This window comes from Kribbella kalugense, assembly GCF_004365875.1.
Classification (GTDB): Bacteria; Actinomycetota; Actinomycetes; order Propionibacteriales; family Kribbellaceae; genus Kribbella; species Kribbella kalugense.
The window spans coordinates 296702-322682 of record NZ_SODF01000004.1; the positions used below are offsets into that span (position 1 = coordinate 296702).

At 68.4% G+C, this 25981-nt stretch carries 21 protein-coding genes and 2 pseudogenes; 9 read left to right on the forward strand and 14 right to left on the reverse strand.

Annotated elements, in window-relative coordinates; genetic code table 11:
* Positions 1-21: 21 nt before the first annotated feature.
* The 6 genes from EV650_RS38715 (at position 22) to EV650_RS38740 (ending at position 5986) form a co-directional block, all read left to right on the forward strand.
* On the forward strand, positions 22-1044 hold the full coding sequence (locus EV650_RS38715) for a Gfo/Idh/MocA family protein (protein WP_134124210.1): 1023 nt from the start codon (positions 22-24) through the stop codon (positions 1042-1044).
* Entirely contained in the window at positions 1041-2084 is a 1044-nt protein-coding gene (locus EV650_RS38720) for a Gfo/Idh/MocA family protein (RefSeq protein WP_134124211.1), read from the forward strand. Before EV650_RS38715 ends, EV650_RS38720 begins: the two co-directional genes overlap by 4 nt.
* A gap of 92 nt (positions 2085-2176) precedes the next feature.
* On the forward strand, positions 2177-2956 hold the full coding sequence (locus EV650_RS38725) for an enoyl-CoA hydratase/isomerase family protein (RefSeq protein WP_134124212.1): 780 nt from the start codon (positions 2177-2179) through the stop codon (positions 2954-2956).
* Positions 2956-3906 (forward strand): class I SAM-dependent methyltransferase, encoded by a 951-nt coding sequence (locus tag EV650_RS38730; RefSeq protein WP_134124213.1) that lies wholly within the window; start codon positions 2956-2958, stop codon positions 3904-3906. Before EV650_RS38725 ends, EV650_RS38730 begins: the two co-directional genes overlap by 1 nt.
* A 9-nt stretch (positions 3907-3915) precedes the next feature.
* Positions 3916-4824, forward strand: coding sequence for an acyltransferase (locus EV650_RS38735; RefSeq protein WP_134124214.1), 909 nt, complete (start codon positions 3916-3918; stop codon positions 4822-4824).
* 1 nt (position 4825) lies between these two features.
* The gene (locus EV650_RS38740; protein WP_134124215.1) at positions 4826-5986 is read left to right on the forward strand and encodes a hypothetical protein; all 1161 of its coding nucleotides are present in this window, start codon (positions 4826-4828) and stop codon (positions 5984-5986) included.
* On the opposite strand, the gene EV650_RS38745 is transcribed toward EV650_RS38740, so the two are convergent.
* The gene (locus EV650_RS38745; RefSeq protein ID WP_134124216.1) at positions 5973-6701 is read right to left on the reverse strand and encodes a class I SAM-dependent methyltransferase; all 729 of its coding nucleotides are present in this window, start codon (positions 6699-6701) and stop codon (positions 5973-5975) included. The genes EV650_RS38740 and EV650_RS38745 overlap by 14 nt on opposite strands.
* Positions 6702-6821: 120 nt before the next feature.
* Between EV650_RS38745 and EV650_RS38750 the strand changes: the two genes are divergently transcribed.
* The 3 genes from EV650_RS38750 to EV650_RS38760 all read left to right on the forward strand — a co-directional run bounded on the left by EV650_RS38750 (position 6822) and on the right by EV650_RS38760 (position 9454).
* Entirely contained in the window at positions 6822-7613 is a 792-nt protein-coding gene (locus EV650_RS38750; RefSeq protein WP_134124217.1) for an electron transfer flavoprotein subunit beta/FixA family protein, read from the forward strand.
* 10 nt (positions 7614-7623) lie between these two features.
* Entirely contained in the window at positions 7624-8571 is a 948-nt protein-coding gene (locus EV650_RS38755) for an electron transfer flavoprotein subunit alpha/FixB family protein (RefSeq protein ID WP_134124218.1), read from the forward strand.
* A 73-nt stretch (positions 8572-8644) separates the two neighbouring features.
* Complete coding sequence (locus EV650_RS38760; protein ID WP_166678427.1) at positions 8645-9454, forward strand: NAD-dependent epimerase/dehydratase family protein; 810 nt, start codon at positions 8645-8647, stop codon at positions 9452-9454.
* Positions 9455-9463: 9 nt separating this feature from the next.
* Here EV650_RS38760 and EV650_RS38765 read toward each other — a convergent pair whose 3' ends face one another.
* The 13 genes and pseudogenes from EV650_RS38765 to EV650_RS38815 form a co-directional block, all read right to left on the reverse strand.
* Positions 9464-10969 carry a hypothetical protein gene (locus tag EV650_RS38765; protein WP_134124220.1) on the reverse strand — a complete coding sequence of 502 codons (1506 nt, stop codon included), beginning with the start codon at positions 10967-10969 and terminating at the stop codon, positions 9464-9466.
* A gap of 57 nt (positions 10970-11026) precedes the next feature.
* Complete coding sequence (locus tag EV650_RS38770; protein WP_134124221.1) at positions 11027-12712, reverse strand: PucR family transcriptional regulator; 1686 nt, start codon at positions 12710-12712, stop codon at positions 11027-11029.
* Positions 12713-12743: 31 nt separating this feature from the next.
* Positions 12744-13841 carry an o-succinylbenzoate synthase gene (gene menC, locus EV650_RS38775; RefSeq protein WP_134124222.1) on the reverse strand — a complete coding sequence of 366 codons (1098 nt, stop codon included), beginning with the start codon at positions 13839-13841 and terminating at the stop codon, positions 12744-12746.
* Complete coding sequence (locus EV650_RS38780) at positions 13838-14707, reverse strand: GNAT family N-acetyltransferase (protein WP_134124223.1); 870 nt, start codon at positions 14705-14707, stop codon at positions 13838-13840. The genes menC and EV650_RS38780 overlap by 4 nt, the downstream gene beginning before the upstream one ends.
* Complete coding sequence (locus EV650_RS38785) at positions 14704-15789, reverse strand: M20 family metallopeptidase (protein WP_134124224.1); 1086 nt, start codon at positions 15787-15789, stop codon at positions 14704-14706. The genes EV650_RS38780 and EV650_RS38785 overlap by 4 nt, the downstream gene beginning before the upstream one ends.
* A complete protein-coding gene (locus tag EV650_RS41255) occupies positions 15786-16202 on the reverse strand; it encodes a hypothetical protein (protein WP_238174790.1) in 417 nt (138 codons plus the stop codon). Before EV650_RS41255 ends, EV650_RS38785 begins: the two co-directional genes overlap by 4 nt.
* A gap of 18 nt (positions 16203-16220) precedes the next feature.
* Positions 16221-16355: pseudogene (locus EV650_RS41260) on the reverse strand (hypothetical protein); the annotation flags it as partial.
* Between the two features lie 55 nt (positions 16356-16410).
* Positions 16411-18786 (reverse strand): annotated as a pseudogene (locus EV650_RS41550) (serine hydrolase); the annotation flags it as partial.
* A 314-nt stretch (positions 18787-19100) separates the two neighbouring features.
* A complete protein-coding gene (locus EV650_RS38795) occupies positions 19101-20096 on the reverse strand; it encodes an ABC transporter ATP-binding protein (RefSeq protein WP_134124225.1) in 996 nt (331 codons plus the stop codon).
* A complete protein-coding gene (locus EV650_RS38800; RefSeq protein WP_202875318.1) occupies positions 20093-21961 on the reverse strand; it encodes a dipeptide/oligopeptide/nickel ABC transporter permease/ATP-binding protein in 1869 nt (622 codons plus the stop codon). The genes EV650_RS38795 and EV650_RS38800 overlap by 4 nt, the downstream gene beginning before the upstream one ends.
* Positions 21961-22941 (reverse strand): ABC transporter permease, encoded by a 981-nt coding sequence (locus EV650_RS38805; RefSeq protein WP_134124227.1) that lies wholly within the window; start codon positions 22939-22941, stop codon positions 21961-21963. Before EV650_RS38805 ends, EV650_RS38800 begins: the two co-directional genes overlap by 1 nt.
* Before the next feature lie 4 nt (positions 22942-22945).
* Positions 22946-24538, reverse strand: a complete 1593-nt coding sequence (locus tag EV650_RS38810; RefSeq protein ID WP_134124228.1) for an ABC transporter substrate-binding protein — start codon at positions 24536-24538, stop codon at positions 22946-22948.
* A 13-nt stretch (positions 24539-24551) separates the two neighbouring features.
* The gene (locus tag EV650_RS38815; RefSeq protein WP_134124229.1) at positions 24552-25940 is read right to left on the reverse strand and encodes a serine hydrolase domain-containing protein; all 1389 of its coding nucleotides are present in this window, start codon (positions 25938-25940) and stop codon (positions 24552-24554) included.
* Between the last annotated feature and the right edge of the window lie 41 nt (positions 25941-25981).

The following is a 25981-nucleotide window of genomic DNA, read 5'->3' on the forward strand; positions in this document are numbered from 1 at the left end:
ACCCACCCATTTGGGGATCTCATGTCGGAAGAGCTTGCCGGTCTGACCGTAGGTCTGATCGGCGCGGGCAACATCGCCCACGTGCACGTGGCAGCGTGGAAGGCCCTCGGGGCCCGGGTCCTGGTGCACTCGCTGGAGGGCGCCGAGGACCTGTCGGAGCAGTACGGCCTGGAGGTCGCACCGTCACTGGACGGCTTGCTGGCCGAGGTCGAGTTCGTCGACATCGTCACGCCGTCGGCGACGCACAAGGAGATCACGCTGGCCGCGATCAAGGCGGGCAAGAACGTGATCTGCGAGAAGCCGCTGACGCTCACCGCGGCCGACTCGCACGAAGTCATCGACGCGGCCCAGGCGGCCGGCGTCCGGCTGTACCCGGCCCACGTGGTCCGGTTCTTCCCGGCCTACAAGGCGGCGTACGACGCGATTCAGGCCGGCCGGATCGGTGAGGTCGCGGTGGCGCGGTTCTACCGGCAGGCGTCCTCGCCGGCCGGCGCCGGTTGGTACCGGGACGTGGCTCGCTCCGGCGGCGTGATCATGGACCTGATGGTCCACGACCTCGACCAGGCCCGTTGGCTGTGCGGCGAGGTGACCAGCGTGTACGCCGTACAGAACCCGCCGACCGTCGACGGCATCAGCCCGGTCAACGTGGCGGCGCATGTCACGCTCACACACGAGTCGGGCGCGATCAGCCACTGCCGCGCGACCTGGGGAGCGACGGGTACGACGTTCCAGACCGGGTTCCAGGTGGCCGGATCGACCGGCGTACTGAAGTTCACCTCGGACAGCGACACGGGTTACAAGGAAGAGCTGCAGAACGGCGCGGCGGACGGCGACCTGCTGATTCCGGCGTCGACGTTGGGGGAGAGCCCGTACCTGAGCCAGTTGCGCGAGTTGGCTGTCGGCCTTCGTGGCGGACCGGATCCGCGGGTGCTCGCGTCCGACGGTGCGACCGCCGTCTACCTGGCCGAAGCGGCCCGCGCGTCGATGGAGTCCGGCCAGCCGATCGACATGAAGACCTTCGTCTCGACGGGAGCAGTGGCATGACCCTGAAGGTTGCTCTGGCTTCGTTCGCCCACGTTCACGCCGGTTCGTACGCGCATCTGCTCGCCGCGATGCCGGACGTCGAGGTGCTGTCCGCCGACCCCGACGGTGCGTCCGCACCGGATGACGGACCGCGCGGTGCAGCTCTTGCTGAGGCATTCGGCATCCCGTACGTCGACACATACGACGAACTGTTCGACTGGGGACCCGACGCCGTCATCGTGACGTCGGAGAACTCCGGTCACCGAGCACTCGTCGAGCGGGCCGCCGCTGTCGGCGCACATGTCTTGTGTGAGAAGCCGCTGGCCACGGAGGTTGCCGACGGCGAGGCGATGCTTGCTGCGTGTGAGGCGGCCGGGACGATCCTGATGATCGCGTACCCGGTCCGCTTCGCGCCGTCGTACCTGCAGCTGCGGGCCAACGTCGAAGCGGGTCGGCTCGGCGACGTGTTCGCCGTACTGGGGACGAACAACGGGAAGATCCCGTACGCCGCGCGGCAGTGGTTCACCGACGCCAAACTGGCCGGCGGGGGAGCGATGGTCGACCACACCGTGCACTGCGCGGACCTGATCGACGGCCTGACCGGTGGTGCGTCCGCGACTCGGGTGTACGCCGCTTCCAACCGGATCCTGCATCAGGACAAGGGAGTGGAGGTGGAGACCGGCGGTCTGGTCACGATCAACTACGACAACGGGCTGTTGGCAACCATCGACTTCTCGTGGAGCGTTCCGGACAACGGTCCGACATGGGGTGGCGTGTCGCTTCAGGTGACCGGCACCAACGGGTCGGTGGAGATCGAGCCGTTCCGGCCGCACGTGGGTGGCACGGACGCCTCGGGTGAGGTGTACCTCGCGATCGGCGGCAATCTGGACGCGTCGATGGTCAACACGTTCCTGGACGCCGTACGCACGGCCGGCCCGGCGAAGGCCGGCGTCGCGCCTGCCGTCGTACCCCAACCGGACGGCGCCGTCGGCCTCCGCACCCTCCGCATAGTCGACGCCGCCCGCCGCTCCGCAGCCTCCGGTCAGGCGATCGATCTTTAGGAGCCCGTAGTACACCTGCTTGCTCTGGTCCGGTACGGTTCCCGGGGATGTGACCGACGGGTAGTCCCCGGGAACCGTTTAGGAGCGACGTGATGGGTGAGTTCGTCAACCTGACCGTGAGCGACGGTGTCGGTACGATCCGGCTGGATCGGCCGAAGATGAACGCACTGAACGTCCAGGTGCAGGAGGAGATCCGGGCCGCCGCACTCGAGGCGACCGCCTCGGACGAGGTCCGCGCGGTGGTCATCTACGGCGGCGAGCGGGTGTTCGCGGCCGGCGCGGACATCAAGGAGATGGCCGACATGTCGTACGCCGACATGGCCAAGCGCTCCGGTCCGCTGCAGTCGTCGCTCAGCGCGGTCGCCGAGATCCCGAAGCCGACCGTTGCCGCGATCACCGGGTACGCGCTCGGTGGCGGGTGTGAGCTCGCGCTCTGCACCGACTACCGGATCGCCGCCGAGGACGCCAAGCTCGGCCAGCCGGAGATCCTGCTCGGCATCATTCCGGGCGCCGGTGGCACCCAGCGGCTGTCCCGGCTGATCGGCCCGTCCAAGGCGAAGGACCTGATCTACAGCGGGCGGTTCGTGGACGCCGCCGAATCGCTCGCGATCGGTCTGGTCGACAAGGTCGTACCGGCCGCCTCGGTGTACGCGGAAGCGGTTGCCTGGGCATCGCAGTTCTCGCGGGGCGCGGCGATGGCGCTGCGGGCCGCGAAGCAGTCGATCGACTCCGGGCTGGGCGTCGACCTGACCACCGGGCTGGAGATCGAGCGGCAGCAGTTCGCCGCGCTGTTCGCCACCGAGGACCGCGCGATCGGGATGAAGTCCTTCGTCGAGAATGGCCCCGGTAAGGCCGAATTCAAGGGAATCTGATGTCTGCTACCTCCAAGCCAGCCGCCTCCGCCGAAGACATCGAGGCGGCTTGGAACGACAACAAGCTCGCCCAGGTGCTCTACCACGACTGGGAGGCTTCGACGTACGACGAGAAGTGGTCGATCTCGTACGACGAACGCTGTGTCGACTACGCCCGTGATCGGTTCAACGCCGTCGCGGGCTCGCGCGGCTGGCCGTACGGGAAGTCGCTCGAGATCGGCGCCGGGACGGGCTTCTTCACGCTGAACCTCAAGCTGGCCGGCGTTCTGGACGAGGCGCACGTCACGGACCTGTCGCCGGGCATGGTCGAGGCGGCGAAGAAGAACGCGAAGACGCTCGGGTTCGCGATCGAGGGCCGGGTCGCGGACGCGGAGAAGCTGCCGTACGACGACGACACCTTCGACCTGGTCATCGGGCACGCGGTCATCCACCACATCCCGGACGTCGAGCTCGCCTTCCGCGAGATGCTGCGCGTGCTCAAGCCGGGCGGCCGCTTCGTGATCTGCGGCGAACCCACGCGGTACGGCGACATTGTGGCGCGGCGGCTGTCGCGGTTCACCTGGTGGGCGACCACGAACGTGACCAAGCTGCCGGCGCTGGCGAATTGGCGGCGGCCGCAGTCCGAGCTGGACGAGTCCTCGCGTGCGGCCGCGCTGGAAGCGGTCGTGGATCTGCACACGTTCGACCCGGACACGCTGGCGCGGATGGCGACGCGGGCCGGTGCTTCGAAGGTTCGTACCGTCACCGAGGAGTTGCTGGCGGCGTGGGTCGGGTGGCCGATCCGGACCTTCGAGGCCGCCGTACCGGAGCAGAAGCTCGGGTTCGGGTGGCGGATGTTCGCCTACAAGTCGTGGTTGCAGCTGTCGAAGGTCGACAAGGCGCTGTCGAGCGTCGTACCGGACGAGCTTTACTACAACGTCTCGATCACGGGTGTCGCAGACAAGCAGTAGGGTGTGTTGATGCGGTTACTCACCGCGGCGAATCTGGGCTGGGTGGTGCGCCATCGGGCGTGGACGCCGTACTACCTGAAGCGGTACTGGCGGTTCGCCTGGTTCAAGCTGCGTCATCCGCAGGTGATCACCGAGGGTTTCGTGTTCCTGGGCAAGCACCTGGAGATCGTGGCCCGGCCCGGTCACGGCCGGATCATCCTCGGCAAATGGGTGCATCTCGGTGACGAGACCCGGCTGCGGGCGCACGAGGGGACGCTGCGGATCGGCGACAAGGTCGTGTTCGCCCGCGATGTGACGGTGAACTGCTACCTGGACATCGAGATCGGCGCGTCGACGCTGATCGCGGACTGGACCTATATCTGCGATTTCGACCACAAGACCGAGGACCTGGATCTGCCGATCAAGGACCAGGGCCTGGTGAAATCGCCGGTCCGGATCGGCCCGGACTGCTGGCTGGCCACGAAAGTCACAGTCACCCGCGGTGCCGACATCGGCCGCGGCGCGGTGATCGGCGCGAACAGCGTTGCCCGCGGCAACATCCCGGCGTACGCCGTGGCAGCGGGCGTCCCCGCCGTCGTACTAGCCGATCGCACCAGCCGCTACGAGGCAGGTGCCGAACGCCGCAAATACCTGGCCGGCCTAGCCGAAGCCAACAACAAAACCGCCGCCCAACTCCACACCGGCAGCCCCGCTCCCGCTGCGGTCCCTCCCGATGATGACGTGGATTCTTCTCCTTCCGGTGACACCTCGGCGGCTGCGCGGAGCGTCGTACCGGAGGATGCGGGTGGTGATGAGGTAGAAGCAGGTGGTGAGAAAGAGACCCCCGAGGGCTTCTCAAGTTACTCACCAGTCGGGCACTATGGCCCCCACGTCCGGTCGGACGCCCACGACCGGTTGAGCGTCGGAGAGGAGAAGTAGCGTGGCTGACCAGGCTGCGATCGGTCCCACCGATCCGGCTACCCGGTCGCTGCTCGACCAGGCCGCGACCGACGGCTCGATCACGCAGGCGCGAACGCGTGCGGTCGACCCGGTTCCGATCGTCGCCCCGTTTGTCGTCCCGCTTGCCCCGGATGTTGCCCAGAATGTTGCAGGGCCGGCGGCACCCGGCAGCGCTACGTTGGAACCAGTGCTTGAAACGAACGAATCAGACTTGGGCGTGAACGAAGGCATGAACACCGAAGCACAGGCAGACGGCAGTACCGCGGCACCGGCGCCGGTAGCGGGTGCCCGCCGCCGGCTGTCGCCGCGCCCGGTCCCGGTCAGTCGGCGTAGGAGACCGCCGGCAGAGGCGACCGAAGTGACCGAGGTGGGCACGGACGAGGAACCGACCCCGGCTGAGGAGATGGACGACGTGGGTACGCAGGACGAGAAGGCGACGGCCGCCGAAGCCGCCAAGCCAGGCGCGACGCCGGACCCCGATACCAGTACTGGTACGGGGTCTGTCGGCGCGACCGCGACGAAGACCGCGCGCCCGAAGACGGCCGCGGAGATCGTGGCGGAGCAGCGGGCGCGGGAGAAGGCGGCGGCCGAGGCCACGTCGGGTGCGGCCGCCTCGGAGGATGCCGCAACCGGTCAGGCCGCAGACGCCGCGAGCAAAGACACTGAAGGCAAGGCTGCGACTGGCAGCGGCGCGGCCGTGACGTCGGGTATCGCCGCGAGCTCGGCAGGCAAGTCGACCGGCAAGGCGTCCGGTTCGACTGGTGCCTCGGGCAACAAACCGCCGACGGCCAGGGGTGGTTCGTCGGGGTCGTCGGGTTCGGGCAAGGGCAAGCAGGCGTTGAGCTCGGTCGGTTCCGGCGTACGCAAGCTGCGCAACCTGATCGCGTCGGTGATCTGGCTGATCGCGGTGCTCGCGGCGGCCGTGCTGGCGCTCGGTGCGCTGTTCACCGCGCTGGACCAGACCAACCAGAGCAACGAGATCGTGCGCTGGATCCTGGAGCGCGGTCACGATCTGGTCGGCCCGTTCAAGGACCTGTTCCGGCTGGAGACCGCGAAGAACACCCTGCTGGTCAACTGGGGTATCGCCGCGCTCGTCTACCTGATCGCCGGCAAGATCGTCGAGAAAATCATCCGCCCGTAGCGACCAGGATCAGATCGAGAGATTCGTCCAGGTTTCCTGGGCGGATCTCGAAGTCGGTGTACGTCGTACTGCGCACGAGCGCGGCCAGGTTGTCGTCCCACTGGTCGTGCTCGGCGGCGAGCTGAGCATCGACACACGAGCCGTACTGCGTCTCCCAGGACGTCAGCCGTTCACCGTGGTGGAGGCCGAGCGCGTGCGTGATGTCGAAGTACGGCTGGAGGAGTTCGACGAACTCGGCGGCCGTGAGTTCGCGGGTGTGGTACCAGTTCCCGGACGGGAAGGTCAGGCGGTTCGGCGTACTCAGGACGAGAGTCCCGCCCGGTGCCAGGATGCGCGCGCACTCGGCGACGAACCGCGGCTGCTCCCAGAGGTGCTCGATCGTCTGCAGCGAGCTGACGAATCCGAACGCGTTGTCCGCGAACGGCGTCTGGACCAGATTGCCGCGAACGACATTGGTCTGTGGATAAACCCGGCGGACGTGGCGCAACGTCGTATGTTCATAGTCGAGACCGGTCACGGAGCCCGCCCCCGCCAGGCGGAGCAGTTCCGTGCCGTAGCCCTCGCCGCAGCCGGCGTCGAGGATCCGGCCGGTCCGCTCGATCGGCAGTTCGGCCGTGATCCAGCGATAGGCGGCGTCGTGGCGCGCGAACCAATAGTTCTCGTGCCAGATCCCGGGTGCGGTCCTCTCGCCGGTCAGCGGTAACGTCTCGGTCACCTGAGTCAGACTAGCCGTGGCCGGGACTGTGATGGGACTCGCATCTAGCTTATGTTTCTCGCGGGTAACATCCGTGGCAGGCTTGGTAGAGACCGTTAACCAGAAGGGGTCCCACACGCTATGAAGATCGTCGTCTGCGCGAAGTTCGTGCCTGATGCCACGGCGGATCGTCGGTTCCGTTCCGAGGACAACACGGTGGATCGTGCCGGTGTCGACGGGCTGCTGTCCGAGCTGGACGAGTACGCCGTCGAGACCGCGCTCACCGTGAAGGAGGCCGGCGACGGCGGTGACGATGCCGTGACGATTCTCACCGTCGGTCCGGAGCAGGCCGCGGACGCGGTGAAGAAGGGTCTGCAGATGGGCGCCGACGCCGGTGTCCACGTGGTCGACGACGCGATCCACGGTTCGGACGCGGTCGCCACCTCGCTGATCCTGTCGAAGGCGCTGGCCAAGCTCGAGGCCGACCTGGTCGTGTTCGGGATGGGTTCGACCGACGGCGGCATGGGCGTCGTTCCGGCGATGGTGTCGGAGCGGCTCGGGCTGCCGGCCGTGACGCTGGGTTCGGAGGTGACCGTCGACGGGCAGACCGTCCGGATCCGCCGCGACGGCGACACCGCGAGCGAGACCATCGAGGGCACGCTGCCGCTGGTGCTGTCGGTCTCCGACCAGGCGAACGAGCCGCGGTACCCGTCGTTCAAGGGGATCATGGCCGCGAAGAAGAAGCCGGTCGAGACCTGGTCGCTGGCAGACCTGGAGCTCACGCCCGAGCAGGTCGGCGGCAGTTCGGCGTGGACCGAGGTGGTCGAGGTGACCGCCCGTCCGCCGCGCAGCGCCGGCACGATCGTCACCGACGAGGACGGTAGCGGCGCCGCCGGGCTCGTCGAGTTCCTGTCCACGAACAAGTTCCTCTGAGGGGGCCGTTATGTCGAACGTTCTGGTTCTCGTTGACCACTCCGCGGGCACGGTCCGCAAGACGACCGCCGAGCTCCTGACGATCGCGCGCCGCCTCGGTGAGCCGGTCGCGGTCTTCATCGGTGATGGTGTGCAGGACGCCCTGCCGGCGCTGGGGCAGTACGGCGCGACGAAGGTGATCGCGCTGACGAACCCCGACCTCTCGCAGTACCTGGTGGCGCCGAAGGCCGAGGCGCTGCAGCAGGTCGCGGCGAAGATCGAGCCGTCGGCGATCCTGATCTCGTCGAACGCCGAGGGCAAGGAGATCGCGGCCCGGCTGGCGGTCAAGCTGGACTCGGGTCTGATCACCGACGCCGTCGACGTCCAGGCGGGTCCCGTCACCACGCAGTCGGTGTTCGCGGGCAACTTCACCGTGCAGTCGAAGATCACCCACGGCACGCCGATCATCACGGTCAAGCCGAACGCCGCTACTCCCGAGGCCGCGGAGACTTCGCCGGAGGTGGAGGAGTTCGACGTGACGATCTCCGACGCCGCGAAGACCGCGCGGATCACCGACTCCAAGCCACGTGAGGCGACGGGTCGTCCGGAGCTGACCGAGGCCGCGATCATCGTGTCCGGTGGCCGCGGTACCGGCGGCGACTTCGGCCCGATCGAGGCGTTCGCCGACTCGCTCGGCGCGGCCGTCGGTGCGTCCCGTGCCGCGGTCGACTCGGGCTGGTACCCGCACGCCTACCAGGTCGGCCAGACCGGCAAGACCGTGTCGCCGCAGCTGTACGTCGCGGCCGGCATCTCCGGCGCGATCCAGCACCGGGCCGGCATGCAGACCTCGAAGACCATCGTCGCGGTCAACAAGGACCCCGAAGCCCCGATCTTCGAGCTCGTCGACTTCGGCGTGGTGGGCGACCTCCACAAGGTCCTCCCGACCGCCACCGAAGAAGTCACCAAGCGCAAGTCCTGATCCACGCTGCACACGAAGCCCGGCCCGGTTCCCTGGGCCGGGCTTTCGCGTTCCGGCGGCTAGCATGCGGCAGATGCGGATCTGGGTCAGTGGGGCGCGAGGCAAGCTGGGTGCGGAGGTGTGCCGGCAGGCGATCGCCGCCGGCCATCAGGTGATCGAGGCGGATCTCACCGGACCTGATCCGGTCGATCTGATGGACCCCGAAGCGGTCGCCCGTTCACTCGACGGCGCCGACGCGATCGTGCATTGCGCCGGGATCGCCAGCCCGGAGAACATCGAGCCCGTCCGCCTGTTCGAGATCAACACCATCACTACGTTCAACGCCCTCGAAGAAGCGTGGAAGCTCGGTATCCGTACCGCCGTACTCGCCTCCAGCGGCTCGATCTACGGCACCGCCTGGTCACCCGAGGAGATCGGCACACCGGACGTCCCGATCGACGAAGACACCGAGCTTCGGTACGTCGACCCGTACGCGCTCACCAAGGACGTCCTCGAACGCATGGGCCAGTCGTACGCGCGCCGCGGCGTACAGCTCACCGCGCTCCGCTTCCACTGGATCCTCACCCGCGACGAGGTACGCCGATACATCGCCGAGGCCCCGCCCGAGGACAACCGCCGCAACCTCTGGGGGTACGTCGACCTGGCCGAGGCCGCCCGCGCCTGCGTCCTCTCGCTCCAGCCGCGCACCCACAACCCGTACGCCACCCTGGTCATCGCAGCCGAAGACACCGGCCGCCACGAGCCGACCACGGACCTCCTGGCCCTCCACTCACCCCGCACCAGGATCCATGCCGACCTAGACGGCACCGCGTCCCTCTTCAGCAGCAGCCGAGCCGCCGAAGTCATCAACTGGACCCACCAAAGCACCTGGCGCGACCAGTAGCACGACGGATCAGGCGGTGAGGTGCTGCCGGATGGTGCTGAGGTCGGCGGTGATGGAGGCCTGCCGGGACTCGCTGGCCTTCGCGTACTCGGCGAGCTGAGCTGCGGCAGTGGAGCAGTCTTCGTTGAGGTTCGCGATCCGGTTCGCGGCTGTGGTCTTGTCGTGGGTACCTGCAACCCGGAGGTTCCAGTACTGGAAGCCGCCGATGGCGACCAGGACCAAACCGGCCGCGATCCAGAGCGGGTGAACGAAGCCGAGGCCGATCGCCACCACCGCACCGACACCGGCGAGTACGGCCGGTACGGCGAGCTTGCCGCGCGTGACCTTGCCGGCAGGCCCGTTGATCAACGACCTAACGTTGTTCAGTTCGAGCTGGTCGGGGCCGTCCGGGCGGACCGTGACCGTGTGGACGCCACTCTCCACGCTGACCTCAAGCGGACTCGGGCGGCCCGCAACCTGCGCCAGGTCCTCGACGGCGGGCAGGACCGACGGGCCGATGACACGCAGTACTGCTGCCGCCAGGTGCGGGTCGGCGGTCTGAGTGAGGTCGTCGGTGAGCAGCTTCTCAACGGTGCCGACCGAGTCCTCGAGCGTCTGCGCAGCCGACTCGTCGGAGCCGGTGATCTGGGCGCGCAGTACGGCGACCCGGGCCAGCGACTCGTGCTCCGGCTCGCTTCCCTCGGAGATCAGCAGCCGCAGCAGAGCCGCCGGGCTGTCCTGCGTGGAGACATCGGCGGTGAGGGCGGTGGCGGGCTCGCGGGCTTCGGTGTTGGTCGCGATCGCCTCGACGGCGTTGTGGATTCGGGTCAGCCGGGTACGGGCTTTCTCTTGTTCCGCGATCGCCTCGAAACGTGGTCCCGCCGCGCGGGAGCCGTCGCCGCGCTTCTCGAGGTCCGCCAGCCAGCCGCCGGTGGGCGGTGTGACCGACTGCAGCCGCTTCACGACGAGCGCCAGCCCGTCAGCTCCGAACCCACCGCGTGCGGCGGTAGCCCACAGCACCCGCTGCACGCGAGTGACGGTCCCGTCAGCTGCGGGTACGCCGAACGCCACGTCCAGCCACTCGCTGCGGACCTGGTGCCGCTGGCCGAGCGCGGCCAGCGCCAGGGTCAGGAAGATCGACGTACGCCGCTCATCGAGCGCCATCGCCGTACCCAGCGCGGGACTGTCCTGTCCCGACGCGATCAGGGCCTCGGTCGCAGGACCAAGCCAGTACTGCGGAACTGGCTCGCAGGCAGGTGGGAGCTCGGTGCCGGACGCCATCGCCGTCAGCACCCGGGTCGCGTAGCGGCGCAGTTCGGCCGCTTCGACGAAGCCGGTCATCTCGTAGCGCAGGTCGGACAGTTCGACGAAGGCGTCGAAGGCGGTGGAGAGCCGGTTGACCCGTTCCTGCAGTCCGCCTTGGAGTTGGGACAGCTGCGACTGAAGCCGCGAGGTCGCCTGCCGCGCGGACGACATCTCCTCGTTCAGCAGATCGAGTTGCTCGTTCTGTCGCCGTTCGGCCCACCAGTTGGTCATGTGCCCCGCCTTCCCCTTGCCGTACGTCGCTCTCCGGAAGGATGGCGTGTCGGCGGGTCACTGCGAGCGATGCGGTGGGGCCACGACGCGGAGTTGGAGCATGGCGGCGAAGCGGGAGTCGGGGTCGTCCAGGTCGAGTCCGCCGACTTCGGCCAGGCGGCGGAGGCGGTAGCGGAAGGTGTTGGGGTGGACGTAGACGGCGGCTGCTGCGGCCGCGACGTCGCCGAACGCGTCGAGCCAGGCTCGCAGGGTCTCGACCAGATCGGTGTGGTGCTGGCGGTCGTACGCGACGAGCCGCGCGATGGGCCCGGTCGGTTCGTCACCGCGTGCCTCGATCAGGTCGCGGAGTTCGAGCAGGAGCGTGTCGACGTGGACGTCGGCAAGCCGGGCGACACGTGCGGTTCCGCGGCCAGTACGCAGTACTCGAAGGGCGCGGTCGGCGCCTGCTCGGGCGGTGGGGAGATTGGCCGCCTCGGCGACAACAGGTCCGACGCCGATGCTGGCCGTGACCCGGTCGCCGATCCGTTCGAGGAAGTGCTTGCCGATCCGTACGGCGCGCTCCTCGCCGTCGGTCCGGTCCGGGCGAACCGGCACCAGCCCGTAGGCGATATCACCGACCAGCGCGGCCGCGGCCCGCGGATGCACTGCGCCCAGATGCATGGCGAACGCGTCCGCCAGTCGCTGCCGCTCTCCGGCGAGTCCGGCCTGGCTGACGAGCGATTCGCCGGCGAGCCCCGCCGTACTGAAGAGCGAGTCGTCGGTGTCGGCGGATTCGATGATTCCTAGCGCGAGTACGACGACGTGTTGGTCGGCCAGGCCGAGGCGGTCGAGGGCTGCCCGGGCGCCGGCTCCGCCTTCGAGCGCGGTGCTGACCAGGTCGGCGCGCAGACGGCGTTCGACGTCGGCTCCGGCGCGGATCCGAAGCATGTGCAGGGCAACTAATTTCGCGGCATCGCAGAGGGCTTGGGAGCGTTCGGCGGTGAGCGGGTCGCGGACGGCGGCCCAGATCGAGCCGAGGATCTCGTCGCCGGCGCGGACCGCGACAGCCACCCGCGGGATGGTGAAATCGTCCCCGGTGGAGGGCAACGGCGGAACGTGGACCGGTCGGTCGGTGCGGTACAGCTCGCGGAAGATGCCGTACTCCGTCAGCAGGCGCGAGTACCGCTGCGGCACCTGGCGGCCGAGGACGGTCTCGACCCGGGCAGTGTCGGCCTCGTCCTGCCGACCGGAGAACGCGAGCACGCGGGAGCTGCGGTCCTCGATCGTGACCGGCGCGTCGAGCAGCGCGGCGGTCGCGTTGGCGAGAGCGAACAGATCGCCGGACGGCATGCCACCAAGCGTTTCCGGCTCGGCGACACCGACGTCACCGTCGGCGAGAAGCGATCGCAGCAGTACGGCGAGTTGGTCCCACGAAGCGCCCCGGGTCAGCGCGAGCAGAGCGACCCCGGACTCGGCCACCGCCTCGGCGAGCTTCTCGCCGTCCGTGATCGGCGAGCGTACGACCAGGCCGGCTGCCTCTTGACGCCCGAGATCACGCAGTACCTCGGCGATGGCCGTCGGCTCGTGGAGGGCCACGCCGAGGACGAGCGCGTGCGAGGGAAGGACCGGCTCGTCGAGCGGATCGTGGATGACGATCCCGCCGATCTCCGCCGGTCCGTCGGGGTCACCGTGGACGAGCTCCAGCAAGGTCGCGCCGAGGTCGTCCAGCACCCGGCCCAGGCTGGCCCGCGGTCGATTCGTCAATGGTCACCTCCCGTGTCCTCAGACTAGGTCCTCAGAGCGGTAGCCATTCGGTGCTGGTGGTCACCGCCTCCAGTTCGGCCTCCAGCGGGTCGATGCCGATGCCGGGGGAGGTCGGGACCGGGAGCTCGCCGTCGTCGAGGACGAACGGCGGGGTGATGTCGGTCCGGTAGTAGCGGTCGGAGGCCGACGTGTCGCCGGGGAGGGTGAAGCCGGGCAGCGCCGCCAGCGCGATATTCGCGGCTCGGCCGATACCGGTTTCGAGCATGCCGCCGCACCAGACGGGGATGTCGTTGGCGAGGCAGACGTCGTGGATCCGCCGGGCTTCCAGGTAGCCACCGACGCGGCCCGGCTTGATGTTGACGATCGCGCAGGCACCGAGCCGGATTGCGGCGGCCGCGGCGCGGGCCGAGGTGATCGACTCGTCCAGACAGACCGGGGTGTCGATCTGCCGGGCCAGGTCTGCGTGCCCGAGTATGTCCTCCTCGTCGAGCGGCTGCTCGATCAGCAGCAGGTTGAAGGTATCGAGACGAGCCAGGTGCCGCGCGTCGGCCAGCGTGTACGCCGTGTTGGCGTCGACCTGCAGCAGGATGTCGCCGAACTGCTCGCGTACGGCGCGAATCGGCTCGATATCCCACCCTGGCTGGATCTTGAGCTTGATCCGCAGGTACCCCTGGTCGAGATACTTGCCAACGGCATCCAGCAACTCGCCGACCGAGTCCATGATCCCGACCGACACGCCGCACGGCACTCGATCGTGCACCGCCCCCAGTTCACGGGCCAGCGTCCGGTTCTCGGCCCGCAACTCCGCATCGAGTACGGCGGTCTCGACCGCAGCCTTGGCCATCCGATGCCCGTGGAACCGGCTCAACGCCGGCCCGACCTCCACCGCGGACTCCACCGCAGCCAGAGCCGGCACGAAGAATCGCCGCAGTACGTCGGCCGCCGCATCGACGTACTCCGAGGAGTAGAGCGGCCCGCTCATCGCGACGCACTCGCCCCAGCCTTCGGCCTCGGTACTCACGGCCCGCACGAGCAGCACGTCCCGCGTGGTCTCCGTACCGAACGAGGTCCGGAACGGCGACACCAACGGCATCGAGATCCGCCGCAACTCGACTCCGGTCAGCTTCATCCCGCTTGTCCCTTCTCGAGTACGTACCACCCGGACCGGTCGAACCCAGTCACCACAGCTCCGTCCGCCAGCAACCCACCCAGCACCTCCCGCAACGCAGTCCGCCACGCCTTCGCGGCCCCCGGATCGGTACGCCGCAACCCTTCGACATCAGGCGGTACGCCGACCAGCACCGGCCCGCCACTTCCTTTGGAGCCGTCCTGGGGACGACCGTCCTCGCCGCAGGCCAACGCGACCGTTGCCCCAGGCATCTGCTTCACGTCCGTAGTCAGAGACCGCCGGGCCGCGGCGGCAGCGACGGCCGGAGAATCCAGCTCCCACCGCACCAGCAGCCGATCGGTGTCGTCACCGCTGTTGATCCCGTCCCGCATGTCGCCGTAGAAGTTCGTCAGGTACTCCGCCGGTTGCGCCGCGAGCTTGGCCACGTTGAAGTACGCGTTCCGCCGGATCAGCGGGTCGAACGTCCACGCAATCGTCGAGACCCCTCGGCGCAGGGCCCAGGCCCGCTGGTGCAGCTTGAGTGCGAACCCGACGTTCCGGCCGCGAGCCAACCCGGACACCCCGGCCACGTGGCTGTGCATCGCGACCTCGGCCGGCGCCGAGAAGAACCCGACACAGGCGCCGATCAGCTCGTCGCCGTCGTACGCCCCGCCGACGTAGTTGCCGGCTTTCGTCAACGCCCGCAGCAGTTCGGTTGTCACCGGTGGATTCTTCGGGTCCGGCCGCCAGATCGAGTCGTACAGCCGATAGACCGCATCGAGCTCCGCCAGCTCCCGCAACTCACGCACCTGCACCCGGGCCGCAGTCGCCGCCGCGAGACCGGCCTCCGTAGCGACCGCGATCGACAGGCCGAGATCGATTGTCATGGCGTGTCCAAGAGGTCCGCGATGAGCGCAGTCAGTAGCGCGGTCCGGGGTTCGAGCTCGGCTACTAGGACGTGCTCGTCATCGGCGTGGGCGCCTCCGCCGACAGCGCCCAATCCGTCGAGGGTCGGCGTACCGATGCCGGCGGTGAAGTTGCCGTCGGACCCGCCGCCTACTGCCACCGAGCGCAGTGGCGGTTGCCCCAGGTCCGCGGCGATGCGGGAAGCCCGTGCGTACAGTTCCTCGGACATCTTGCGTTCCAGCGGCGGCCGGTTCGGTCCGCCGATGACTTCGAGCGAACTCCCGGGCAGCACCGGCCGCAACGCATGCATCGCCTTGTCCACTCGAAGCTGCTCCTCGACGGTCCACGCCCGGGCATCGACGAAGAACGATCCGGCGGCAGGGACCGTGTTCCGCGTGGTCCCCGAGGTCAGGACGGACGGCGTGACCGTCGTCCCCAGGACCGGATCGCCAAGGTTGCTGACGGCAAGTACCTGGTGGGCCGCTTCGATCGAGGCGTTGACCCCGAGCTCCGGCTCGAGTCCGGCATGGGCCGCGCGTCCGGTGATCCGGACTTCGTAGACCGACACGCCCTTTCGCTCCAGCTTCAGAGCACCGCCGTCCGCCGACGCCTCGAGCACCAGAGCGGCCGAACACCCGGCCGCTTCAGTCTCAATCAGCTCCCGCGACGACGGCGATCCGAGCTCCTCGTCGCCGGTCACCAGCAGCGTCACATTTGCCGAAGGCAACGCGGAGATCGCATGCATCGCCATCACCAGCCCGGCCTTCATATCGAAGCACCCCGGCCCACGCAGTACTCCGTCCTCGACCCGAAACGGATGCGTGGCCAGCGAGCCGATCGGCCAGACCGTGTCGTGATGCGCGAGCACGAGCACCTGTCCCGCGCCCAGCACCCAGCGGAGGTGCGTGCAACCGTCGACGACGATGTACTCCGGCTCGCACCCGAGCCGTTCCGCTCCGAGTCGGGCAACAACATCGGCACTGCGTGCCACCGCGGCCGGATCGCCCGACGGCGACTCGCAGGTCACCAACGTCTCGAGGTCGGTGAGCATCAACTCGTTCATCCGCTGACCTTCGGCGTAGCACGTACTCCGAAGTGCATGTACTTCTCCCCGGTCGGCAGCCCGTAGAACGTCACCGGAGTCCAGGTGAGCGCCCCAGGCTGCCGGACCACGAATAGGTCACCTGACTCGTCGACCGGCGTCATGCGCAGCTCTTCGGTCGGATCGGGCAGCAGCTCGGCCAACGGTCCGGTGATCGTCATCCGCAGCAGCGGGCCTTCGTCGTCGATCAGAATCTCCTGAACCGTGCCCGCCCGCTCGTACCGCCCGATGTGGCGACGGGCGTCGACCACCGGAGGCTCCGCGGGCGGAGTCAGCGGCATGGGCATCGTGACGCCGGCCAGCTCACCGAAGATCTCCCGGTAGAGGTCCTCGTACAGGTCGCGTGCGTGACCGCCGTTCGTCAGCAGAGTCACGGCCAGCCCCTCGTCCGGCAGCACCCGAAGGAACGCAGACTGGCCGATCGTGTTGCCGTCGTGGCCAATCAGCCGCCGGCCGTCCCATCCGAACCGGATCCAGCCCAGGCCCCCACGAGTCGCCGAGCGAGTACTTGTCCGGCAGCTCTGCATGCTGCTCGGCCATCGCGGCAACCGACGCCTCACTGAGCACCCGGGTGCCGTCCGGCGCGACTCCGCCGTTCAGGTGGAGCCGTGCGAACGCCAGCGCGTCCGCCACGGTCGACGTGATCAGGCCGGCCGGACCGAGCGAACGGGGGAGTCCCCAGATCGTTGCCCGCTTCGGCTCCTCCTCGCCCTCGCTGACGTGACCGACGGCGGCCAGCCGGAGCAGCGCCTCCTCCGGCAGCGTGACCGTGTTCTGCAGGCCGAGCGGCGTAATGATGCGGTCCCGCAGCGCCTGGTCCCAGGTGCCCCCGGTGAGCTTCTCGATCACGCGTCCGGCCAGCGAGAAGCCAGAGTTGCAGTACGACCACGTGGCGCCGAGCGGATGGTTCTGTACGACGTCCGCCAGCAGGTCGACGTACTTCTCCAGACAGTCGTCGCCGCGACCTGTGTCGGTGAAGACATCGCCGTCGATCCCACTGGTGTGGGTGAGTAGGTGCCGCATCGTCACCTGCTTCGCGACGTCCGGGTCGCCCAGCTGCAGCTCGGGTAGTACCTGCACGATCGGAGCGTCCAGGTCGAGCAGACCCTCGTCAACGAGCTGGAGCGCGAGAGTCGCCGTCCAGACCTTCGACATGGACCCGATCTGGAAGACCGAGTTGGTGGTCACTGCGACACCGGTGTCCTTGTTCAGTACGCCGGTCGCCGCCTCAACCAGCTCGTCCTCTCCTCCGGGCCGTACCTGCAGGATTCCCAGGGTTGCACCCGGTACGCCGTGCCGCGCGGCCAGCGTGCTCAGTCGACGCTGCCAGTGCGCCGCGTCGATCCCTGCCCGACGCGGACCGCTCGCATCACCGGCGTACTGCTCGACCCAGTTGACGATGCGACGGTTGAAGTCGAGGCGATGAGACGGACGGCCTTCCAGGATGAACAGGTGGCTGGCCTCCGGGTACAGCACAAGCTGACTCGGTACGCCGTTCTCGCGGAGCGCGGTGTGCCACTGCTGGGCCTGTCCGACCGGGCAGCGTACGTCGGCGTCGCCCTGCAGGATCAGCGTGGGCGTCGTCACCTTGCTGACCTCGGCGAACGGCGACATGGCGCTGTAGTCACTCGCACTGTTCAGCTCGTACACGTCGAGGAAGTGGCCCATGTCCGACGTGCCGGCCATGCTGTTCAGGTCGCTGACCACGCCGCCGGTGACCGCGGCCTTGAACCGGTTGTCGCGGCTGGTCAGGTAGCAGGTCATGAACCCGCCGTAGCTGTAGCCGGATACGGCCAGCCGGTCGGGATCAGCGGTGCCGTCGGCAACCAGTTCGTCCAGCGGCTCGAGGAAGTCGCGTGCATCCGCAGTACCCCAGGCTCCGAGGGCTGCGTTGAAGAACTCCTCGCCGTACCCGTCGCTGCCGCGGGGGTTCATCAGCAGTACGGTCCAGCCGCGGCCTGCGAGCTCCTGGTGGTAGAGATGCACAGGATCCGCAGAGGCGTTCCACGCGTTGTGGGGACCACCGTGGATGTCCAGCAGCAGCGGCTGAGGGCCTTCGGTGGCAGGGTCCCGGATCAGCCAGCCGGACACCACAGTCCCATCGGAGACCGTGAACTCGCGCTCGACCGGGACGAAGTGCTCCACATCGACGCCGTACGTCGTCCGCGGGGTCGCCGTACCGCTGGCCAGATCCACCGTGACGATCTCACCGAACGATGTCGGGGTGCTCAGGGCGACCGTCGCCACACCAGCGGCGACGGAGAGCCCGGACACAACCTGTCCCGCTTCGCCCAGCACGTGCTGAGGTGTGCCGCCGTCAACGGGGACGGAGTACAGATGCGAGCACCCGCGGTCTCGGACACAGAAGAGGACAGTGCGACCCTCGTCCACGAGAGCAGGCGTGGCACCCGGGTACCCAGGTCCGCCGGCCATCACGTTGCGGTCAAGTGGAGCCGCCAGGTTCACCACGTCACCGCTGTCCAAGGAGAGCCGCAGCAGACCGGCGTGACCGACTGGGCCAGTCTGCATGCCAACGATCAGTAGTGCGCTGCCGTCCGCAGTCCAGGTCACCGAACCGGTCAGACCGTCAGCGAGGCCGGCCAACCGTGGCTTTGCCTTGGCATCCGTTGCGTCTAGCAAGTAAGCAGGAGCTGTCGGAGTCAGATCGGCGTCTGGAGCCGTGGCTGCTCCGAAGGCCAGCTGAGACCCGTCGGGCGACCAGGCCGGGTCGCCGGCGTGCCAGTCTCCCTCGGTGGCCTGGCGGCACTCCTTTGTGTCCAGGTCGAGGACGTGGAGGTGCTTGCGGATCGTCCGCAGCCAGCCCGCGCCGTCAGCCTGGTAGTCCAGCCGCTCCGTGACGATCGGTGCCTCAGCATCGCTCGGCGCGGCATTGTCGACAGGAGCCGAGAAAGCGATCCGCGTCCCGTCAGGACTCCACTGCGGTGTTCCAGCTCCCATCGCCAGCGTGGTGAGCTGCTCCGGCTCGCCACCTGCTGCCGGTAGCAGCCAGATCTGCGCCGGTCCGTCCTTGGCCCGCAGGAACGCCAGCTGCGACCCGTCCGGCGACCAGACAGGCGACGTGTCCGCCTCGCCGCGGGTCAGCTGCTGCGGCGTGCCGCCGGAGGCAGCGGTCCGCCACAGGGTCCGCACTGTACGGTCGGCCTTCTTGTCGGTGGTCCGCAGGACGTAGACGAGCTGAGTGCCGTCCGGCGAGAGCACCGGCTGCTCGGGTACGGCGAGCTCGGTCAGGTCGTCGATGCGCAGACGTCGGGTCACAGGGAGTCCTCCTTGAGTTCCATGAGCACAGGCGGGTTCGAGCCGACAGCCCGCAGTACGCCGGCCGCATGGTGGCAGGCGGCGCGGTGCAGACGATGGTCGGCCTCAGTGGTGGGATCGAGGGTCAGGCAGTGCTCGCGGTCGGTCCGGATTAGCGGACCGACCGGGCACCTCGGGTGGAACCGGCAGCCCGCCGGCGGATGGTGTGGATCTGCAGGCTCTGCATCGGCGACCGCGTCCGGTGGCGGCAGCGCGGTCGACCCGCGCCGCGGCGCCGCGGCCAGAAGCTCTTTGGTGTAAGGGTGTTGCGGGTTGCCGAGGACGTCGCGAGCCGGTCCGACCTCGACGATCCGGCCGAGGTACATGACCGCCACGATGTCGCTCACGTAGCGCACCACGGCCAGGTTGTGCGAGATGAACAGCATCGACAACCGCAGCTCGCGTTGCAGCGTACGGACGAGATTCAGCACCGTGCCCTGGATCGACACGTCGAGCGCGGAGGTGATCTCGTCGGCAATCAGCACGTCCGGCTGACCGGCGACGGCCCGCGCGATTGCGACCCGTTGGCGTTGACCACCCGACAACGCACCCGGGTACGCCGAGACGCGGTCAGCGTCCAGCCCGACGAGCTCGAGCAACCGAACCACCTCGTCACGCCGGCGAGCGCCCCTGGGCATCGCCTCCGCAATCGAGTCGCCGACGGTCATCCGTGGATCCAGTGAGGAGTACGGATCCTGGAACACCATCTGCAACGGACGCCGCGCCCCTGGCCGATGCCGCAGCGGTACGCCGTCCAGCAAGATCTGCCCGCCCGCCGGTTCGGCCAGCCCGACTGCTGCGCGTGCCAGCGTCGACTTGCCCGACCCCGACTCACCGACCAGCCCGACCACCTGACCCGACGGCACGGTCAGATCGACCCCGTCGACGGCAGTCAGTGCGCGACCGCCCCGGCCGAACCGGACCGTCACGTCGTCGAAACGCAGTTCGCTCATCGCTGCCCCGTCCGGAAGCTCGAGTACTCAGCCTGCGCCTGCGGATGCCAGCATGCCACCTGGTCCACCAGCACCGGATCCTCCGTTCGACAGCGATCCGACGCGAACGAACACCGGGCCGCGAACGCACAGCCGTCCGGCAACCGCGCCGGGTCCACCGGACGTCCCGGGATCACCGCCAGCGGTTCGTCGAGTGCGGTGTCCAGATCGGGTACGGCGGCCAGCAACGCCCGCGTGTACGGGTGCCGAGCCCCGGTGGCCAATTCGGTCGCGGGGAGGTCCTCGACGACACGTCCGGCGTACATCACCAGGACGCGGTCGCAGATCTCTGCGACGACGCTGATGTCGTGGCTGATCAGTAGTACGGCGACGTCGTCCTCGGACCGGATCGTCTCCAGCAAACGCAGTACCTGCCGCTGCACGGTGACGTCCAGGGCGGTGGTCGGCTCGTCGGCGACGATCAGTGCCGGCGTACCCATCAGGCCCATGCCGATCATGGCGCGTTGCCGCATGCCGCCGGAGAACTCGTGTGGGTACTGATGCGCGCGGCGCTCCGCGGCCGGGACCCGGACTGCCCGCAGACGGTCGATGGCCCGGTTCATGGCAGCACGGCGGCTGAGACCCTGATGCTCACGTGCTCCCTCGGCCAGCTGTACGCCGATCCGCTTGGTCGGGTTGAACGAGGTCATCGGGTCCTGGAAGACCATGGCGAACGACGTACCGAGCAGACGTCGCCGGGTCGCCGCAGTACTGCGCACCGGTAGCCGGCCGAGCAGGGGAGCACCAAGGAACGACAACTCCGCCGCAGTGACCTGGCCGGGCGGCTCGATCAACTGGGCCACCGCTAGTGCCGTCAGGCTCTTCCCTGAGCCGGATTCGCCAACCAGGCCAACGATCTCGCCCTTGCGAATCGTGAAGCTGACACCACGGACCGGCGTGACCGGCCCCGGGAAGCTGACCTGCAGATCCTCAACCACCAGCACGGCATCGCTGTCGCGCGCTGGGACCGCCTCCGGTGTCCGGCTGGTCCACCGTGCCCTCGGCACCTGGACACCGAGACCCTTGGCGACCGCCTCACCGAAGAGGTTGAATGCGAGCCCGGCGATGACAACCGCGACACCAGGTGCCAGCGCCGCGGCTGGGTGCACGTAGATGCCGCTGAGGCTCTCGCCCAGCATCCGGCCCCAGTCGTACGCCGGTGGTTGCACACCGAGCCCGATGAACGAGAGCCCTGCGAAAGCGAGCAAAGTGCCGCCGGCGCCGATGGTCGCGTTGACCACCAACGGTTCGGCGATGTTCGGCAGGATGTGCCGAACGAGCATCCGGAACCGGCCAACACCGGCGATCCGCGCAGCGGCAATGAAGTCTCGCTCCGCGACTCCGGCGACCAGCGTCTGCGTCAGGCGGGCGAACGAAGGCGCACCCGCGAAGCCAATCGCCAGTACTGCGCCCTTCGCGCCCACTCCGAAGACAACGGCGAAGAACAGCGCGAGCAGCAGTCCGGGAAAGGCGACTGCGATGTTCACCACGGCGATCGCGGCCCGGCCGCCGCGCTTGCCCAGGATCGCTGGTGCGCTGCCCAGAGCGAGTCCGGTGACCACTGCGATCGCCGTTGCGAGCAGTGCCAGCAGAATCGACGTACGGGATGCGACGAGCACTCGGTAGAAGATGTCCCGGCCGAGGTTGTCGGTGCCGAGCCAGTGTTGTGCCGATGAGCCCTGCAGCAGGTGGTCGGTGTCGATCGCGTTCGCCTGGTGCGACCAGAGGACAGGGGCGAATACGGCGAGCAGCAGTACGCCGAGCAGTAGCAGGCCGGCGCCGGCTCCCACCGGAGTCCGCAGTACGGCGATCCATCTCGTCCGCATCAGCTCTCCCGGATGGTCGATCGGGGGTCGAGCAGGGCGAGGATCACGTCGACGGCCAGGTTCACCAGGAGTACGCCGACGCCGTACACCAAGACGACTCCCTGCACCAGCGGGTAGTCCTTGGCGATGATCGAGGACACGATCGTGCTGCCGAGGCCGGGCCAGCCGAAGACGTTCTCGACCAGTACGGTCCCGGCGACCATGCCACCGAGCAGCAGACCGCCCACTGTGATCGTGGCGGTCGCTGCGTTCGGCAGAGCGTGCCGCAGGTACACAGCCGCGGCCGGTAGTCGCTTGGCGCGCGCAGTACGCAGGTAGTCCGTTTGCAGTACAGCCAGCAGCTCGACGCGGCAGATCCGCGCGAGTACTGCAGCCGGACCGATGGCCAGTGACAGCACCGGCAGCACGTACGACGCGACGCTGCCGCGACCTGCGACCGGGAACCAGTGCAACGTCACCGCGAAGATGTAGACGAGCCCAACCGCCAACAGGAACTCGGGAATCGCGGCGAGCACCACAGCGGTCGAGGTGAAGCCCAGCTCAGCGCGTGGCCGCCGACCGCCGCGAGTGAGGACGCCCATCGCCAGGCCGAGCGGTACTGCGATCAGCATCGCCACCAGGAACGCAGCGACGGCCAGCTCGACCGTGGCCGGCAGCCGGTCCCGGATCACGTCGGAGACAGGTAGTCCGGTCGTGATCGACGTACCGAGGTTGCCGGTGACCAGGTGGTGCAGGAAGTCGACGTACTGCTGCCAGAGCGGGTTGTCGAGGCCCAGCGAGGCACGCTGGGCGTCGACAAGGCTCTGTGCGGCAGCAGGTCCGAGTGCTCCGCGGACCGGGTCGCCGGGGATCAGGTGGATCATCAGGAACGCGGCGCTGACCAGGATCAGTACCGAACCGGCCAGCCTCCCCAGCCGTCGTACGGCGAAAGCGAGCCATGGATGAGTGGTCAGGACCGGAGCGCTGACGGTCGTCGTCACCGGCTCACCCCTGCATCCGGATCGACGACGGCATCACGCTGCCTTCGCTCAGCTCGAAGCTCGCGCCCTTGCCGAAGATCGGTACGGTCGAGTTCACGAACGGCACCAGATTGACCTGCTTGAACAGAGCCCGCTCTGCCGTCGCCCAGTCAGGGCAGCCATCGGCACCGGGGATGGCAGCAGCCTTCTGTACGGCGGCGTCGTACTCCGGGTTCTTGATGGAGGAGAAGTTGCTGCCGTTCGGCGGAGTCGTGCCGGAGAGGAAGCTGACCAGCTGGCTGGGCAGGGACACGGTCAGCGGGATCAGGCCCGCGTGCCAGGTGCCCTGACCGGCCAGGACGACCGTACTGATCTCGGCAGTGGAGACGGCTTTGAGGGAGACGTCCACACCCAGGTCGCTCCAGGCCTTCTGGATCAGCTCTGCGCCGGACTGCAGGGTCGGACCGAGGCTGGTCGGGTAGTAGAAGACCAGCGACAGTTTCGTGCCGGCCTTCTGGCGGATGCCGCCGGCGCCGACCTGCCAGCCGGCCGCGTCGAGAGCTGCCTTGGCAGCGTCCAGGTCATGGCTGGGCAGGTTGCCGGTGACGGTGTCTTCAGAGCACGGACCCATGCCAGGGGCAACCAACCGGGTGGTCGGCGTACCGGTGCCACTGGTAATCACCTTGCCGAGCTGAGTCAGGTCGACGGCCTGGGTGAGGGCCTTGCGGACTGCGAGGTCCGCGGTGGGCAGACCGGGCTTCTGGTTGAACCAGAGCTCGCCGAGCGGGGTGCCGGCCTCCTTCTGGAAGATCTTCTGAGCCTGCAGCCGCTGCTTGTCGGGTCCGGCGACCGCGACGATGTTGACCTGCCCGGAGAGCAGCAGGTTGGCTGCAGTGGTCTCGTTGCTGACGACCTTCAGTACGACCTTGTCCGGTAGACCGGCCTGACCCTGCTTGAAGTCGCCCGGCCCCCACGCGTACTCCTTGCGCCGGGTGAGCGTGTAGTGGTCACCGGGGACGGCTTCCGCCACCGTGTACATGCCGGTGCCGTCAGACGCCTGCTTCAGGATGCTGCGGTCCTTCATCCCCTTGCTGCACACGATGTGCAGGCCACCGACGTTGCGGACCAGGAAGGCGTCCGGTGCGGCGGCTGTCACGGTCACCGTGCCGGTCGCGTCGTCCGCTGTGGCCTTCGCACCTGCTGGGACGAAGACACCGATCCGCGTGGATTTGTTGGCCGGGTCGCCGACGAAGTTGATGTTCTGCGCGACCGTGCTCGCCGTCAGCGGGCTGCCGTCCGAGCAGGTGACGCCCTTGCGCAGCGTGTACTTCGCGGTGGTGCTGTTGCCCTCGAACTTGTCCGCGAGACCGGACACCTGCTTGCCGTCCGGGCCGATGCCGACCAACGAGTCGTACAGGAACCAGTCGACCTGCATGGTGACCGACAACGAGGTGAACTGCGGGTCGAGGTTGCCGGGGTCGGCGCTGATCGCCATGGTCATTGTCTTGCCCTCGGCCGGCTGGCCGGTGCTCGCGGTCGGATCGCCCGAGCTGCAGGCGGACAGCACCAGTCCGGTGGCCAGGACTCCGGCCGTGACGGCGGTACGTACGAATCGCATCATGCCTCCGGATTCAGACCGCTGCGCGGCGCAAGGCGCGGCCGCTGTGCAGGTACAGGGCACGGCCGGAGCCGTCGTCACCGACGAAGACATGTGGCTGGTGCATGCCGTTTTCGGCCTCGAGGGCGATCAGGCTGAGCTCGTCGCGGCCGACCAGCTGGACCGGGTCGGGCTTCGGACCGAGCTCGGTGAAGATGCCCTTGGGCGTCATGTCGAGCCAGATCTTCTTGTCGTCGTCCTGACGGATGGTGATGTCGGCGACCTCGCAGCTGTAGGTGCCGAGGACCCGCTCGACGTCCACCGGGACCGGCTCGGCCGGTGGGGTAGGCATCGGCGGCAGGGTCAGTCCGGCGAGCTCCTCTACCAGGTGGCCGATGACAGCCTTGTAGACCTCGATCGTGTCGCCACCGTTGGTCAGCAATGCGACCGCGAGCCCGTGCTCGGGAACCACGCGCAGGAAGGCGTTCTGGCCGATGGTGCCGCCGTCGTGGCCGATCACCTTGGTGCCGTTCCAGTCGAACAGCTCCCACCCGAGCCCCCATGACTCACCCATCATGCCGAGCGCGGGCAGCTTGACCTGCGGTTCCTGCATGGCCTTGACGCTCGCTGCGCCGAGCACCGCCGTACCGTCGGCTGCTGTGCCGGAGTCGAGGTGCAGCTTGGCGAAGGCGAGCAGGTCACGCGCGCTCATGGCGAGCATGGCGCCGGCCGGAGCCATGCCGCGGGTCATCGCCCACATCGGCGCGGGGACGGGCGCGGCGTCGGCCTCCGGGCGGATGTGCCCGACGGCGGCCCGGTGCAGGATCGCTTCGTACGGATCGGTTGCGGCGTGGGCCAGGCCGAGCGGCGTGAAGACGTGTTCTCGCAGCGCGGCGTCGTACGGCGTGCCGCGCAGTACCTCGACCAGTCGGCCCAGGACTGCGAAGCCCGCGTTGTTGTAGGAGAACATCTCGCCCGGCGGGAAGAGCTGCGTGGTGGTGGCCAAGGTGGCGACGAACTTCTCGACGGCGTCGTCGCCCTTGCCCGTCTCGTTGAAGATGTCGCCCTCGAACCCGGCGGTGTGGCAGAGCAGCTGCCGCGTGGTGATGGCGGCCGCCGCGGCCTCGTCCGCGATGGTGAACTCGGGCAGGTACGAGCGGATCGGCTGGTCGAGGTCGAGCTTGCCCTCGTCGACCAGCTGCATGACCAGCGTCGTCGTCCAGACCTTGGTGATCGACCCGATCTGGAACACCGACTCGGTGGTCGTCTCGACTCCGGTCGACTTGCTCAGTACGCCGGCCGCGTGGTCGATCACCTCACCACCGAGCAGTACGCCGACCGCCGCACCGGGGACCTGATGCTCGGCGAGCAGCGTCGCCAGCCGGTCTTGTAGCCACGTCTCGATCTCGCTCAGAGTCGCCATGCACCGACGCTAGGCGCGGCGACCGCGCCGGTATTGGTGCT

Bases quoted from the DNA above. Each gene is read 5' to 3' on its own strand.
- EV650_RS38715 (WP_134124210.1), top strand. From the start codon at position 22: ATGTCGGAAGAGCTTGCCGGTCTGACCGTAGGTCTGATCGGCGCGGGC.
- EV650_RS38720 (WP_134124211.1), top strand. From the start codon at position 1,041: ATGACCCTGAAGGTTGCTCTGGCTTCGTTCGCCCACGTTCACGCCGGT.
- EV650_RS38725 (WP_134124212.1), top strand. From the start codon at position 2,177: ATGGGTGAGTTCGTCAACCTGACCGTGAGCGACGGTGTCGGTACGATC.
- EV650_RS38730 (WP_134124213.1), top strand. From the start codon at position 2,956: ATGTCTGCTACCTCCAAGCCAGCCGCCTCCGCCGAAGACATCGAGGCG.
- EV650_RS38735 (WP_134124214.1), top strand. From the start codon at position 3,916: ATGCGGTTACTCACCGCGGCGAATCTGGGCTGGGTGGTGCGCCATCGG.
- EV650_RS38750 (WP_134124217.1), top strand. From the start codon at position 6,822: ATGAAGATCGTCGTCTGCGCGAAGTTCGTGCCTGATGCCACGGCGGAT.
- EV650_RS38755 (WP_134124218.1), top strand. From the start codon at position 7,624: ATGTCGAACGTTCTGGTTCTCGTTGACCACTCCGCGGGCACGGTCCGC.
- EV650_RS38760 (WP_166678427.1), top strand. From the start codon at position 8,645: ATGCGGATCTGGGTCAGTGGGGCGCGAGGCAAGCTGGGTGCGGAGGTG.
- EV650_RS38765 (WP_134124220.1), bottom strand. From the start codon at position 10,969: ATGACCAACTGGTGGGCCGAACGGCGACAGAACGAGCAACTCGATCTG.
- menC (WP_134124222.1), bottom strand. From the start codon at position 13,841: ATGAAGCTGACCGGAGTCGAGTTGCGGCGGATCTCGATGCCGTTGGTG.
- EV650_RS38780 (WP_134124223.1), bottom strand. From the start codon at position 14,707: ATGACAATCGATCTCGGCCTGTCGATCGCGGTCGCTACGGAGGCCGGT.
- EV650_RS38785 (WP_134124224.1), bottom strand. From the start codon at position 15,789: ATGAACGAGTTGATGCTCACCGACCTCGAGACGTTGGTGACCTGCGAG.
- EV650_RS38795 (WP_134124225.1), bottom strand. From the start codon at position 20,096: ATGAGCGAACTGCGTTTCGACGACGTGACGGTCCGGTTCGGCCGGGGC.
- EV650_RS38800 (WP_202875318.1), bottom strand. From the start codon at position 21,961: ATGCGGACGAGATGGATCGCCGTACTGCGGACTCCGGTGGGAGCCGGC.
- EV650_RS38810 (WP_134124228.1), bottom strand. From the start codon at position 24,538: ATGCGATTCGTACGTACCGCCGTCACGGCCGGAGTCCTGGCCACCGGA.
- EV650_RS38815 (WP_134124229.1), bottom strand. From the start codon at position 25,940: ATGGCGACTCTGAGCGAGATCGAGACGTGGCTACAAGACCGGCTGGCG.